The organism is Streptomyces sp. NPDC040610 (assembly GCF_055594065.1).
Genome location: NZ_JBVIXA010000004.1, coordinates 273637 through 289151 on the forward strand (window position 1 = coordinate 273637; position 15515 = coordinate 289151).

Annotated in this window: 5 protein-coding genes; all 5 read left to right on the plus strand. The window is 74.7% G+C overall.

Going from position 1 to position 15515, the window contains the following annotated elements; translation table 11 throughout:
* Positions 1-2 precede the first annotated feature (2 nt).
* The 5 genes from ACZ6AA_RS17140 to trpC all read left to right on the plus strand — a co-directional run bounded on the left by ACZ6AA_RS17140 (position 3) and on the right by trpC (position 15126).
* Positions 3-10859, plus strand: a complete 10857-nt coding sequence (locus ACZ6AA_RS17140; protein WP_471458680.1) for an amino acid adenylation domain-containing protein — start codon at positions 3-5, stop codon at positions 10857-10859.
* On the plus strand, positions 10856-11746 hold the full coding sequence (locus tag ACZ6AA_RS17145; protein WP_468449895.1) for an ABC transporter permease: 891 nt from the start codon (positions 10856-10858) through the stop codon (positions 11744-11746). The genes ACZ6AA_RS17140 and ACZ6AA_RS17145 overlap by 4 nt, the downstream gene beginning before the upstream one ends.
* Before the next feature lie 61 nt (positions 11747-11807).
* A complete protein-coding gene (locus ACZ6AA_RS17150; RefSeq protein WP_468449894.1) occupies positions 11808-13064 on the plus strand; it encodes a cytochrome P450 in 1257 nt (418 codons plus the stop codon).
* A complete protein-coding gene (locus tag ACZ6AA_RS17155) occupies positions 13057-14103 on the plus strand; it encodes a TauD/TfdA family dioxygenase (RefSeq protein WP_468449893.1) in 1047 nt (348 codons plus the stop codon). Before ACZ6AA_RS17150 ends, ACZ6AA_RS17155 begins: the two co-directional genes overlap by 8 nt.
* Positions 14104-14298: 195 nt before the next feature.
* On the plus strand, positions 14299-15126 hold the full coding sequence (trpC, locus tag ACZ6AA_RS17160; protein ID WP_468449892.1) for an indole-3-glycerol phosphate synthase TrpC: 828 nt from the start codon (positions 14299-14301) through the stop codon (positions 15124-15126).
* Positions 15127-15515 lie beyond the last annotated feature (389 nt).

Below are 15515 nucleotides of genomic sequence, written 5' to 3' on the forward strand. Positions count from 1 at the left end.
CTATGACCCACATATCGACGGACCACCCGGCGCCGGAGGGCCTTCCGCTCACCGCCGGCCAGCAGGACATCTGGTTCGACGAGCAGCTGTCCGGCGGCGGCGCGACCTACAACACCGCCGCCTACTGGGACATCCGCGGCCCCCTGGACGCCGGTCTCTTCCGGGCGGCCCTGGAGCGGCTCACCGCCGAGGCCGAGTGCCTGCGGGTGCGGTTCGCCGAGGACGCCGAGGGCCGGCCCCGGCAGTTCGTCGAGGAGCTCGACCGGCTGCCCCTGACGGTCAACGATGTCAGCGGCGCCGACGACCCGGAGGCCGCCGCCCGCGCCGCCATCGACGCCGACCTGCGCACCGCGTTCCCGGTGACGGCCGCCGCGCACGTCCCGCTGTTCCGCCTGAGCCTGTTCGCGCTCGGCCCGGACCGCGCCTTCTTCTGCCTGGTCAGCCATCACCTCGTCACGGACGGCTTCAGCGTCGTGCTGCTGTGGCGGCGGCTCGCGGCGATCTACGAGGCGCTGCTCGCCGGTACGCCGCCGACCGAGGGCGCCTTCGCGCCGCTGCGGACCCTGGTCGACGCCGAGGCGGCGTACGCGGGTTCGGCGCGGGCCGACCGCGACCGCGCGTACTGGCAGGCGCGGTTCGCCGACGGCGCCCGGCCGCCGCTGGTCAGCCTCGCCGCGCGCGACGTGCCGCCCGGCCAGACGTTCCTGCGGGACGTGGCCGTCCTCGACGCCGACGTCGCCGAGCGGCTGCGGGCCGTGGCCTGGGAGGCCCGGGTGACCTGGCAGACCGCGCTCGTCGCCGCGATCGGCGCGTACACCGCCCGCATGGCCGCCACCGACGACGTGCTCCTGTCCCTGCCGGTGACCGCGCGCGCGGGCGCCGCCATGCAGGCCACGCCCGGCGTCGTCGTCAACTGCCTCCCGCTGCGCCTGACCGCGCACCCCGCGACGACCCGCGCCGAACTCCTCGCGGACGCCTACCAGTCGCTGTCCCACGGCCTCAGGCACCAGCGCCACCGCGTCAGCCTGATCCGCCGCGCCATGGGCCTCGGCAGCGACGACCGCAGGCCGTTCGGCCCGTACGTCAACGTCCTGCCGCAGGTCGAGCGCCTCCCCATCGGCCCCGCCGACGCCACCATCCACACCCCGTCCCCCGGCCTCGTCGACGACCTGGAGTTCACCGTCGCCGACAAGGGCGACGCCGGGATCGCCGTCGACCTCAGCGGCAACGAGGCCCGCTACGACGCCCGCGACATCCGCGACCACCTCGCCCGCTTCACCGGCTTCCTCGACCGCTTCCTGACCGCCGCGCCCGACACCCCGCTGTCCGCCCTCGACCTCGCCGCCCCCGGCGAGAGCGACGCCGACCTGACCGGGCCGGTCCGCGCGACCCCGTACCTGGGCGTCGTGGAGCGGATCCGGCAGCGCGCCGCCGAGACCCCGGACGCCGTGGCCGTCACCGACGACGGCGGCAGCCTGGACTACGCGGGGCTCGTGGGGCGGGCGAGTGCCGTGTCCCGCGTTCTGACGAGGGCCGTGCCGCTGGCGGGCGCCGCGCTGCTGCCGGGAGGCGTACCGGCACCGACAGGCGTACCGGCACCGACAGGTGCATCCGCGCCGACAAGCGCACCCGCTCCGACGGGCCCCGTCGCGATCCTCACCGAGCCCGGCCGCGACTTCGTCACCGCCGAGGTCGCCGTCCTCGGCGCCGGACGCGCCTTCATGCCGCTCGACCCCGGCGCCCCGCTGCCCCGCCTCACCGCGCTCCTGCGCGACGCGGGCGCTGCCCTCGTCCTCACCGACGCCCACCACCGTGCCCTCGCCGAGCACCTGACCGCCGACCTGCCCGGCGGCCCCCTGCCCGTCCACGTGCTCGACGGCACCAGCGACCCGGACACCGCGCTCGCGCCCGTCATCGGCGGCCCCGACGACCTCGCGTACGTCATCCACACCTCCGGTTCCACCGGACGCCCCAAGGGCGCGATGGTGCAGCGCGGCGGCATGGTCAACCACATGCTCGCCAAGGTCGAGGAGTTCGGCCTCGACGCGGCGGACGCGCTCGTCCACAACGCGCCCGTCACCTTCGACGTCACCGTCTGGCAGACCCTCACCACGCTGCTCGTCGGCGGCCGGGTCCGGGCCGTGAACCGCCTCGACCTCGCCGACCCCGACGCGCTGTTCCGCGTCATCGCCGAGGAGCGCCTGACCGTCCTCGAAGTCGTACCGTCCCTGCTGCGCGCGGCCCTCGACGTGTGGGACGCCGCCGGGGACGCGCCCGGGCTGCCCGCGCTGCGCTGGATGATCTCCAACGGCGAGGCACTGCCCGCCGACCTGTGCGCGCGCTGGTTCGACCGGCACCCCGGCGTCCCGCTCGCCAACCTCTACGGTCCCACCGAGTGCTCCGACGACGTCACGCACGCCTACGTCCGCTCCGCCGCCGACCTCGACACCCCGGTCGTGCCGATCGGACGGCCGCTGCGCAACACCCGCCTGTACGTCCTCGGGGACGACCTGCGGCCGGTGCCGCGCGGGCTGCCCGGCGAACTGTTCATCGCGGGCCGGGGAGTCGGCCGCGGCTACCTCGGCGACCCGGGGCGCACCGCCGTCACCTTCGTGCCCGACCCGTTCGCCGCCGACGGCTCCCGGATGTACCGCACCGGCGACCAGGTGGTGCTGCGCCCGGACGGGCAACTCGCCTTCGTCGGGCGCCGCGACCACCAGGTGAAGATCCGCGGCCAGCGCGTCGAGCTGGGCGAGGTGGAGGCGGGCCTGCGCGCCCTGGACGGGGTGACCGAGGCGGTCGCCGCGGCCGTCACGGACCCGGCGGGGCAGCGGCGGCTCGTCGGCTACGTGGTCACGGAGGCGGCGGGCGACGGCTCGGCCCCCGGACCGGGCGAGCTGCGCGCCGCGCTCGCCGCGCGACTGCCCGGGGCCCTCGTCCCCTCCGTCCTCCTGACCCTCGACGAACTCCCGCTCACCGCCCACGGCAAGGTCGACCGCAAGGCGCTGCCCGCGCCGCGCTGGGAGCAGACCGAGGGGGCGGCTGCCGGCGGGGCGCCCATGGGCGGGGTGGCTTCCGGCGGCACGGTTACCGGGAGCGCGGGCGGCGGGGCGCGCCCCGAGGCGGAGCGGATCCTGCGCACCGTCCTCGCCGACGTCCTCGGCCTCCCCGAAGTGGGCCCCGACGACAGCTTCTTCGAGCTGGGCGGCGACAGCATCAGCTCCCTCCAGGTGGTCAGCGGCGCCCGTCGCGCGGGCCTCGTCGTCACCGCCCGCGACGTGTTCAAGCACCGGACGGCGGCGGCCATCGCGGCCGTGGCCGGGCACGCCGCCACCAAGCCGGTCGCCGTCGCGGACGGGGTCGGCGAGGTCGCCCTCACCCCGATCGTCGACCAGCTCCGCGAAGAGGTCTCCCAACTCCCGGACGCCACGCGCGAGTTCAGCCAGTACGTCACGGTCTCCCTGCCCGCTGACGTGTCCGCCGCCACCCTGGAGCACGCCCTCCAGGCGGTACTCGACCACCACGACGCACTGCGCCTGCGCCTCGGCGTACCGGTGGCCGGGCTCTGGTCCCTCCAGACGCTCCCGCAGGGCGCGGTGGCCGCGGCCGACGTCCTCAGCCGGGTCACCGTCGCCCCGACGTCCGACCCGGACGCGGCGCTCACCGAGCAGGTGGCGGCGGCGCGGGCGCGACTGCGTCCGGAGGACGGGGTGATGGTCCAGGCGGTGCTGCTGGAGGGTGGGGGAGCGGGCGGGGCCGAGCGGGAGGCCGGACGCGGCGCCGGACACGGTGCTGGTCGCGAGGCCGGCCCCGGTGCCACCCCCGACGCGGGTGCCCCCGGGCTTCTCCTCGTCATCCACCACCTCGCCGTCGACGGCGTCTCCTGGCGGATCCTGCTGCCCGACCTGGAGGCCGCGTACACCGCGCTCGCCGCGGGGCGCGTGCCCCGGCTCGACCCCGTCGTCACCTCCTACCGCCGCTGGGCGACCCTCCTCGCCGACGAGGCCCGCAGTGCGAGCCGCGTCGCCGAACTCCCCCTGTGGACCGCCCGGTCGGACCCGGGCGCCGACGCCCTCGGCGACCGCCCCCTCGACCCCGGTACCGACACGCGTGCCACCGCGGGCGGGCTCCGGGTCGAGCTGTCCGCGGAGCAGACGCGCGCGCTGCTCACCCGGCTGCCCGCGGCCTTCGGCACCGAGGTCAACGAGGTGCTCCTGACCGGCCTCGCGCTGGCTCTCGCCGACCGGGCCCGGCGCCGGGGGACCCCGGCAGGGCGTGCGCTCGTGGAGCTGGAGGGGCACGGGCGCGAGCAGTTCGCAGGCGTAGAGGACGTCGATCTGTCCCGTACCGTCGGCTGGTTCACCAGCGTCTTCCCCGTCGCCCTCGACCTGGGCGACCTCGACGACGCCGACTGGGCCGACCTGTACGCGGGCGGTCCCGCCTGCGCCGCCGCCCTCAAGCGCGTCAAGGAGACCCTGCGCGCCCTGCCTGACCACGGCTTCGGCCACGGCCTGCTGCGCCACCTCAACCCGCAGACCGCCGCCGTCCTCGCCCGCGCCGCCACCCCGCGCGTCGGCTTCAACTACCTGGGCCGCTTCACCGTCGGCGAGCACCGCGACTGGACCATGCGCGCCGGGACGTTCGGCCTCGGCGCGGCCCCCGGAACGCCGCTGCGGCACGCCCTGGAGCTGGTCTCCCTGACCGAGGACCGCCCGGAGGGGCCGGTGCTCGTGGCCGAGTGGACCTGGGCGGGCGCGCTGCTCGCCGAGGACGACGTGCGGGCGCTCGCCGACGGCTGGTTCCGCGCGCTCGGGGCGCTCGCCGCGCACGCGGAGCGGCCGGACGCAGGGGGCCGCACCCCGTCGGAGTTCCCGCTCGTCACCGTCTCCCAGCGCGAGATCGAGGCGTACGAGAGCGAGTGCGCGCGCCTCGACGACATCCTGCCGCTGTCGCCGCTCCAGCGCGGCCTGCTGTTCCAGGCCGAGTTCGACCGGCACGGCATGGACGCCTACACCCTCCAGGTCGTCCTCGACGTCGAAGGACCCCTGGAGCCCGCCGCCCTGCGCGCCGCCGCCACCGCCCTCGTGGCCCGCCACCCCGGCCTGCGCGCCCGCTTCCGGGAACGGGACGCGGGCGACCCCGTCCAGCTGATCCCCGGCGCGGTCGACGTGCCGTGGGCCGAGGTGGACCTGACGGACGTGGCCGCCGACGCGGTGGAGGCCGAGCTGGCCCGGCGCACCGACGAGGAGTGGCTGCGCCGCTTCGACGTCACCGAGGGCCCGCTGACCCGCTTCACCGTCTACCGCGCGGGCGCCGAGCGGCACCGCGTCGTGTGGACCACCCACCACATGCTCGTCGACGGCTGGTCCCTGTCGGCCGTCCTCGCGAGCGAGCTGGTGACGCTGTGGGCCAACGGCGCCGACACCTCCGTACTCCCCGAAATCGCCCCTGTGAGCGCCTACTTGGAGTGGGCGGCCGCGCAGGACAAGGCCGCCGCGCGGGAGGCCTGGCAGAAGGAACTCGCCGGGATCGACGAGCCGACGCGGCTCGGCCCGGCCGACCGGCCGCGGGTGTCCGTGCTGCCCGGGACGCTGACGGCCGAGCTGCCCGAGAAGCTGACCGCCGCCGTCTCCGCGTGGGCGCACACGCGCGGCCTGACCCTGAACACCGTCATGCAGGGCTGCTGGGCCGTCGCGCTCGGCCGCCTCACCGGGCGGCGCGACGTCACGTTCGGCGCGGTGGCGTCCGGGCGTCCGGCGGACCTGCCGGATGTGGAGCGGATCGTCGGCGCGTTCATGCACACCCTGCCGGTGCGCGTGACGCTCGACCCGTCCGTGCCGTTCGAGGCGATGCTCACCGACCTCCAGGACCGCCAACTCGCCCTGGAGCCGCACCAGCACCTCGGTCTCGCTGACGTCCAGCAGGGCGCGGGCGCGGGCGAGCTGTTCGACACCGTCGTCAGCTTCCACAACTACCCGTCCGGCGCCCTCGACACCCTCGGCGAGCACGTCCCCGGCCTGTCCACGCGCGCCTGGAACGCCCGCGTCGTCGCCGAGTACCCCCTGGCGATGGGCGTGTTCCCGGTCGAGGGCCACCGGATGCGCCTGGAGGCCCAGTTCCGCCCGGACATCTTCGACGCCGACGAAGTCGCCGTGTTCGTACGCCGCTTCACCCGCGTCCTCGAACAGCTCGCCGCCGCGCCCGGCGTCCCCCTCGGCCGCCTCGACGCGCTCGGCGAGGACGAGCTGCGCCAGGTGCTCGGCGACTGGTCGGGCAGCGGCGGGGCGCGGCCGGAGCGCGGGGGCCTCGCCACCGACGTGTTCCAGGCGCGGACCGCGGAGACCCCCGACAAGACCGCCGTCGTCCTGCGTGAGCAGGAGGTGTCGTACGCCGACCTCAACGCCCGCGCCAACCGGCTCGCGCGGCTGCTCGTCGAGCTCGGCGCCGGACCCGAGCGTGCCGTCGCGGTGATGCTGCCGCGCACCCCCGACCTGCTCGTCGCGGCCCTCGCGGCGATCAAGGCGGGCGCCGCCTACGTACCGGTCGACTCCGAGTACCCCGCGGACCGCGTCGGCTACATGGTCGCGGACGCCCGGCCCACGGTGTTCCTCACCGACAGCGCCCTCGCCGACCGGCCCGCCGGACTCCCCGAGACGGTCGGCGCGCACGCCGGCGCCACGACCCGCCTGGTCCTGCTCGACGCCCCGGAGACGGCCGCGCGCCTCGCCGGCCTCGACGCCGCCGACCTCACCGACGCCGACCGGACCACCCCGCTGCGGCCTCGGCACCCGGCGTACATCATCTACACCTCCGGCTCCACCGGCCGCCCCAAGGGCGTCGTCGTGGCGCACACCGGGCTGCTCGCGATGGTCGACAGCCTCTCCGACCGCTTCGAACTCGACGCCGACACACGGGTGTTGCAGTTCGCGTCGTTCAGCTTCGACGCGTCCATCTTCGGGATCATGCTGGCGCTGCTCCCCGGCGGCACGCTCGTCATCGCCGACGAGGAGTGCCGCACCCCGGGGTGGCCCCTGGTCGACCTGATCAACAGCGCCCGCATCAACCTCGTAGCCCTGCCGCCCGTCGTCCTCGGCGCGCTCCCCGAGGGCGCGACGCTCCCCGCCGACCTGCGCCTCGTCGGCACCGGCGAGGCCGTGCCCGCGGAGGTCGTCCAGCGCTGGGCCGGGTCGGTGAAGATGTTCAACGGATACGGGCCGACCGAGGCCGTCGTCGGCTGCACGGTCAGCGGCCCCCTCGCCGCCTCCGGCCGCCCGCCGATCGGCCGCCCCACCAACGCCCACCGCGTGTACGTCCTCGACCGCGACCTCAGGCCCACCCCGCCCGGTGTCCCCGGCGAGCTGTACGTCGGCGGCGGCCTCGCCCGCGGCTACCTCGACCGGCCCGGCCTCACCGCCGAACGCTTCGTCGCCGACCCCTACGGCCCCGCGGGCGAGCGCATGTACCGCACCGGCGACCTCGTGCGCTGGCTGCCGAACGGCGAACTCGACTACCTCGACCGCGTCGACGACCAGGTCCAGCTGCGCGGCATCCGCGTCGAACTGGGCGAGATCTCCTCGGCGCTGCTCGCCCAGGCGGGCGTGGAACAGGCGGTCACGGTGGTGCGGGAGGACGCCGCGGGGGAGCGGAGGCTCGTGTCGTACGTGGTGGCTTCCGGGCCGGGATCGGTTGCCGGGCCGGGCACGGTGTCCGGGGCGGGTGCCGCTTCCGGTGCGGGTGTCGCCTCCGGTACGGGTGCGGGGGTCGGCGCCGTCGACACCACCGCCCTGCGCGACCGCCTCGCCGCGGCCCTGCCCGACTACATGGTGCCCTCGGCCGTGGTCGCCCTCGACGCGCTGCCGACGACCGCCCAGGGCAAGCTGGACCGCGGGGCGCTGCCCGATCCGGAACTCGGCGCGGCCTCGCGCGGACGCGCCCCGCGCACCCTCACCGAGGGCATCCTGTGCGGCCTGTTCGCCGACATCCTCGGCGCCGACCACGTCTCCATCGACGACGACTTCTTCGAGATCGGCGGGCACTCGCTGCTCGCCACCCGCCTCGTCAGCCGCGCCCGCACCGCGCTCGGCGTGGAACTGCCCATCCGCGCCCTCTTCGACGCCCGCACTGTCGTCGCCCTCGCCGGGCACGTCGAGGCGGCGGCGAGCGCCAGGCCGCCGCTGACCCCGGCACCGGCGGGCGCCGACCGGCCCCTGTCGTACAGCCAGCAGCGCCAGTGGTTCCTCAACCGGCGCCAAGGGCGCGAGGACGGCTCGTACAACACGCTCCTTGCCTTCCGGCTCACCGGCCGCCTCGACACCGCCGCGCTCCAGCAGGCACTCGGCGACGTGGCCGTGCGCCACGAGGTGCTGCGCACGGTGATCCCCGAGACCGACGGCGTGCCCACGCCCGAGGTGCGGGACGCGGCCACCGGCGGTCCGCACCTGAAGGCCGTCACCGTCGCGGAGGCCGACCTCGCCGCCGCGCTCGCCGCCGAGGGCGACCAGGGCTTCGACCTCACCGCCGAACTCCCTTGGCGGGCCCGGCTCTTCCCGGTGCGGCCCGACGAGTGCGTGCTGCTCCTGGTCCTGCACCACATCGTCTTCGACGGCTGGTCGATGGAGCCCCTGCAGAACGACCTCGCCACCGCCTACCGGGCCCGCACCGCCGGGCACGCGCCGCGCTGGACGCCGCTGCCGGTGCAGTACGCCGACTACGCGGTGTGGCAGCGGGAGCTGCTCGACGGCGACGGGAGCGGCGATGGGGACGGTGACGGGGGTTCGGAGACCCTGGCCGGGCGGCAGTTGGCCTTCTGGCGGGACGCCCTCGCGGGGCTGCCCGACGAGCTGGACCTGCCGACGGACTTCCCGCGCCCGGAGGTGAGCGCGTCCCACGGCGACGTGGTCCTCTTCGACGTGGAGCCCGAACTGGCCGACGCCCTCGCGGCGTTGGCACGGTCCACCGGCAGCACCGACTTCATCGTCTTCCAGGCGGCCCTGTCGGCCCTGCTCACCGGGCTCGGCGCGGGCACCGACATCCCCCTCGGCGTCTCGGTGGCCGGTCGCGCCGACGAGTCCCTGAACGACCTCGTCGGCATGTTCATCAACTCCCTCGTCCTGCGCGGCGACACCGGCGGCGACCCCACCTTCCGCGAGCTGCTCGACCGGCTCCGGGAGACCGACCTGGCGGCGTACGCCCACCAGGACGTGGCGTTCGACCAGGTCGTCGACGCGCTCAAGCCGCCGCGCTCGCTCAGCCGCAACCCGCTGTTCCAGATCGGCCTCGGCGTCCGCACGGAGGGCGTCACGGACCTCGACCTGCCCGGCCTGACGGTCCGCCCCGAGTACGTCGGCTCCGACCACGCCAAGCTCGACCTGCTGCTCGAACTGGTCGCCTGGCCCGGCCACGAGGGCCTGCGAGGACTCCTCACCTTCAGCACCGACCTGTACGCGCGCGCCACGGCGGAGCGCATGGTCGAGCAGTTCACGCGGGTGCTGCGGGCCGTGGCGGCGGACCCGGACGTGCGGCTCAGCGGGCTGGGGGTGGGGGCCGACGCGGTCGATGTGGCCGACACGGCCGACCCTGCCGAGACGGTCGTGGAGCCCGAGGTGGCCCCGGCGGTCGCGGTGGCCCCGGCGGTCGAGGCGGCCCCCGTGGCGGTCGCGGCCCCGGAGCCCGAGGCGGAACCCCTCCCCGCCTCCGCCGAGGACACCCTCGCCACCATCGTCGCCGGGCTCCTGGGCGTCGAGCGGTTCGACGTCGAGGAGAACTTCTTCGAGGTGTCCGGCGGCATGGACAGCATGAAGTCGCTGCGGCTCGTCAGCCAGGCACGCAAGGCCGGGCTGAGGATCAGCATCGCGGACGTCTTCGCGCACCAGAGCGTGCGGGCCCTGGCGGCGACACTGACCCCGGAACCGGCCGAGTCGCCGGCACCGGAACCCGCCCCCGCGGCCCCGACCCCGCGCGGCAGCACCCAGATCGTCGCCGACGCCATCGCCTCCATCGGCGCGGCGGCCGGGGACGACGAGGCGGACCCCTTCGCGACTGTGCTTCCGCTGCGCGAGACCGGCTCGCGCCCGCCCGTGTTCTGCGTGCACAGCGGCGTCGGACTCGCCCTTTCGTACCTGCCGCTCACGCGCCACATCGACGCGGAGCACCCGGTGTACGGCATCCAGGCGCCCGCTGTCGTCGCGGGCGCACCGCTGCCGGACAGCATCGAGGACATCGCCGCCGCGTACGTCCGGCTCATCAAGGGCGTACGGCCCAGCGGCCCGTACCACCTCCTCGGGTGGTCGTTCGGCGGGATCGTCGCGTACGAGATCGCCGTGCGACTGCGCGCGGGCGGGGACGAGGTGGGTCTGGTGGCCAACCTCGACTCGTATCCGCGTACCGGAGTGGCCGACCACCGGGGCGGCGAGCAGAACATGCTCGGCTGGTTCCTGGAGGGCGTCGGCCACCACCGCTCCGAGTTCGGCGACCGCGACCTCACCCCCGACGACGTCATCGACGTCCTGCGGCGCGACGGCAACCCGCTCGCGCGGCTCGGCGAGGAGCGCATGGGCCGGATGCTGCGGCTCATGGCCCGGCACCAGGCGATCATCCCCGACTACACGCCGGGCGCCTTCGACGGCCGGATGCGGCTGTTCCTCGCCGAGCACTCGCCCTGGGGCGACGTGACCGACAAGGAACGGCTGTGGGAGCCGTACTGCACGGGCGAAGTGGCCGTCCACCGCGTCGAGTGCGCGCACGACGACATGCTCGACCCGGGGCCGCTCGCCGAGATCGGGCCGCTCGTCGCCGCCGAACTGGCCCGCATGCAGGCGAAGTCGGAGCGCGCGGCCGCGGCCGGGCGGGAGACGTCATGACCGCCACCCTCCTGGAGCCGGGCCCGCCCGCGGGCCGCCCCACCGGGCGGCCCGGCCCCGGCGGCCCGCCCGGCACCGCACTGCCGCCGGCGCGGTCCGGCCCCGCGGCCCTGCTCACCGAGGTGCTCGCCGTCGCGGGCCGCAGGCTCAGACGGCTGCGCCGGGCACCGGGGCGGGCCATCGGCATCGTCCTCAACCCGCTGGTGTCGATGGTGCTGCTCGGCTATCTCTTCCGGGACGCCATCACGCTGCCCGCGGGCGGCGAGTACACCGAGTACGTCTTCGCGGGCGGCGCGGTGCAGGTCGGTCTCGCCTGCGTCGGGCCGACGGCGGTGTCCATCGCCATGGACCTGCGGGGCGGGCTCGTCGACCGGTTCCGCTCGCTGCCGATCAGCAGATCCGCGGTGCCGTTCGGCTACACCCTCGCCGACCTCCTCGTCGGGCTCGCCGGGCTCGCGGTCACGGCGGGCGCGGGCCTCGCGCTCGGCTGGCGCTCGCACACCGGCGTGCTTCCGACGCTCGCCGGGTTCGGGATCGTCGCGCTCTTCCTGTACGCGATGCTCTGGCTCGGCGTGCTCCTCGCGATGACGTTGCGCAGCGTGGAGACGATCAGTGTGGTCGCGCCGTTCATCGTGGTCGTCCTGCCGTTCCTGTCCAGCGCGTTCCTCGCCCCGCAGTCCATGCCGGGCGCCGTCCGCCCGGTCGCCGAGTGGAACCCGGTGAGCGCCGTCATCGCCTCCTGCCGCGACCTGTGGGGCAACCCGGCCACCACCGGCGGCGGCTTCCCCGGCGAGCACCCGCTGGTCGTGGTCGCCCTCACCCTGGGCGTGCTTTTCGCGACCTGTGTCGCCGTGAGCCTGCGCAGGTTCCGCACGGCGGGCTCCTAGGCCCGGTCCCTGCCCCGCCGACCCTCCGAAGCCGCAAGCGAAGCCTGAAGGAAGTCACCCCATGTCCGTACCCCAGGTGTTGGCGCCGCCGGACCCGGCGGCCGTCGACCTCACCGACCCCCGCACCTTCCACGACGTGGACACGCACGCCCTGTGGCGGCGGTTCCGCGAGGACAGCCCCGTCCACTGGCACCCGCCGACCGAGCGCGCGCCCGGCTTCTGGGTGGTGTCCACGTACGCGGACGCCGTCGCCGTGTACCGCGACAACAAGCGGTTCACCTCGGAGAAGGGCAACGTCCTCACGACCCTGCTCCAGGGCGGCGACTCGGCCGCGGGCAAGATGCTCGCCGTCACCGACGGGCCCCGCCACCGCGCGATCCGCAACCTCATGCTGAAGTCCTTCGCGCCGCGCGTCCTCGCGCCCGTCGTCGACGGCGTGCACCGGCACACCCGCGAACTCGTCGCCCGCGCCGTCGCGTCGGGCGAGGCCGACTTCGTCACGGACGTCGCCGACCACGTCCCGATCCACACCATGGGCGACCTCATGGACATCCCCCACGCCGACCGGCCGCGCCTGGTCGAGTGGAACACCCAGACCCTGTCCCGGCACAGCAGCGAGGACAGCGAGCTGGAATCGCTGATGGCGCGCAACGAGATCCTGCTCTACCTGTCCGAACTCGCTGCCGAGCGGCGCGGGAACCCCGGCGATGACGTCATCAGCGTCCTGGCCACCGCCACCGTCGACGGCGAGCCGCTGACCGAGGACGAGATCGTCCTCAACTGCTACAGCCTCATCCTCGGCGGCGACGAGTCCACCCGCATGTCCCTCGTCGGCGGCCTCATCGCCCTCGCCGAGAACCCCGAGCAGTGGCGGCGCCTCAAGGCGGGCGAGGTCACCTCCGACAGCGCCACCGAGGAGATCCTGCGCTGGACCACGCCCGCCATGCACTTCGGACGCCGCGCCCTCGTCGACGTACCGCTGCGGGACCAGGTCATCAAGGCGGGCGACGTCGTCACGCTGTGGAACAGCTCCGCCAACTTCGACGAGGACGTCTTCACCGACCCGTACTCCTTCGACGTGGGGCGCAGCCCCAACAAGCACGTCGTCTTCGGGCACGGCCCGCACTTCTGCCTCGGCGCGTTCCTCGGCCGCGTCCATGTGAACGCCATGGTCGAGACCCTGCGCGACCAGGTCGCGCGGATCGGCCTGCGCGGTCCCGCGCGGCGGCTCTACTCCAACTTCGTACACGGCTACAGCGGTCTGCCCGTCGCCTTCACGGCGGAGCCGGCCAGGGAAGGGACGGACGGCGATGCGTGACGAGAGGCGTACGACGGGCGGGACGACGCTGGCCCTGCTGCACGTCGAGGGGGACTTCGCGGCGGAGGGCGACTTCGGCGCGGACGGTGAACGCGGGCCCGAACACGGTTCCCCTGAAGGCGACTTCGGCGGCGGCCAGGTGGGTAAGGGGGCCGGAAGCGGAGGATCCGACTCCTGGGAGGCAGTGCGCGTGCGGGCCGACGAGCTGATCGCCGAGTGCGGCGCCGTGCTCGTGCGCGGACTCGGCATCGCCGACGCCGCCGCCTTCCACCGCACCGTCACCCGCTTCGGCGACTCCCTCATCGACAGCTACCGCGGCGGCAACACCCCGCGCGCCACGGTCTCCGACGGCGTCTTCACGTCCACGGAGTACCCGGCGCGCTACGACATCTCCCTGCACAACGAGATGTCGTACGCGATGGCGTGGCCCACGCGGCTGTACTTCTGCTGCCTCGACGCCCCCGACACCGGCGGCGCGACCCCGGTGTGCGACGGCGAGGCACTGCTCGCGGGCCTCGCGCCCGAGGTGCGCGCGCGGTTCGCCGACGGCGTCGTCTACCACCAGCACCTGCACGGCGGCCTCGGCCTCGGCAAGTCCTGGCAGGCGACCTTCGAGACCGAGGACAAGGCGGTCGTCGAGGAGTTCCTGACGGCGTCCGGGGCCGAGTTCACCTGGACCGGCGACGGCGGGCTGCGCGTGCGCCAGCACCGGCCGGGTATCCGCAAGAACCCGCGCACCGGCCGCGACACCTGGTTCAACCAGGCCGACCAGTGGCACCCGTCCAACCTCCCCCCGGAGGAGGCCGAGACCCTGCTCTCCCTCATCGACGACCCCGCCGAACTGCCGCACTGGATCACCTACGCCGACGGCACACCGCTCTCCGACGGCGACCTCGCCGACGTGCGCGCGTCCCAGCGCGCGCACCGGATCGCCGAGCCCTGGCAGGCCGGCGACATCATGATCGTCGACAACATGTCCGTCCTGCACGGCCGCGAGGCGTTCACCGGCACCCGCAAGGTGGTGGTGTCCATGACCTGAGCGGCGCGGCCCGGACCGCCGCGACCTGGGCCGATGCGGCCCGGGCCGCCCGGACCAGGACCGCGCGCAGCCCGCTGCTCGACGGGCGGACCGCCGGACCACACCCTCCCACCTGGGACTTTCAACGAACGCTAAAGGGTGTGGTCCGGGGCTCCGGCCGTCCTTAGGTTTGTTGGCATAGGGAAGGACGGATGGATGAACGCGCTCGACGAGATCATCGGGGCGGTGCGGGCCGACCTGGCGGAGCGGCGCCGGCTGGTTCCGGAGGCCGAGCTTTCGGACCGCGTGGCCGAGGTCGGCCCCGGCCTGGACTGCGCCGCGCTGCTCTCCGGGGCGGACGGCCTGAAGGTCATCGCCGAGGTCAAGCGGAACAGCCCGTCCCGGGGGTGCCTGGCCGACATAGTCGACCCGGCGGGCCTCGCCGCGGAGTACGAGTCGGGGGGCGCCGCGGCGATCAGCGTCCTCACCGAGCGGCACCGCTTCGGCGGCCACCTCGCGGACCTGGACGCGGTCGGGGCGCGGGTGCGGGTGCCGCTCCTACGCAAGGACTTCATAGTCGACCCGTATCAGCTCTGGGAGACCCGGGCGCACGGCGCGGACCTGGTCCTGCTCATCGTCGCCGCGCTCGAACAGCCGCTGCTGGCCGAGCTGTTGGCGCTCGCCGCCGAGATCGGCCTGACGCCCCTGGTGGAGGTGCACGACGAGACGGAGGTCAAGCGCGCCCTCGACGCGGGCGCCTGGATCATCGGCGTCAACGCCCGCGATCTGCGCACCCTGGAGATGGACCGCGGCATGTTCGCCCGGCTCGCCCCGGAGATACCGGAAGGCGTCGTGCGCATAGCCGAATCCGGCGTCCGCGGCCCCGACGACGCCTTGGCGTACGCGGCCCAGGGCGCCGACGCGATCCTCGTGGGCGAGTCCGTGGTGACGGGCGGCGACAGCAGGAAGGCGGTGGCCCAGCTGGTGGCGGCGGGCCGGGGGCTTGTGCGGCAGCGGGGGCGGGGGGTTGGTGGGATGGGGTGAGGGTGAGTCTTGAGGGGGTCGCTGATGCGGTCACCGAGGTGGTGGCTGGGGCGGCGCCCGAGCCGATGCCCGGGGCGGCGTCCTGTGGCCGTGCCCGAGCTTGTGCCTGAGTCCGTGCTGGTGCTTGTCCCTGAGTCGGTGCTCGCGCCTGAGTCTGTGCTTGTGCTTGTGCTTGTGAAGTCTGGTCCTGCCTGACCCTGCGGCTTGTGGTCTGCTCGGGCCTGGGGCCTGGGATCTGTAGCCCTGCCCGGGCTTGTGGCACAGGTTCTTGTGTGCGCCCGCACCCGCAGCGGGGCGAGCCCGTGTCCTTCGCGCCCCTGTGCTTCGCGCCCGTGTCCTGCGAGTCCGTGTGTCCTGAGTGTCCCCGCCCCGCGAGTCCGCGCCTCCGC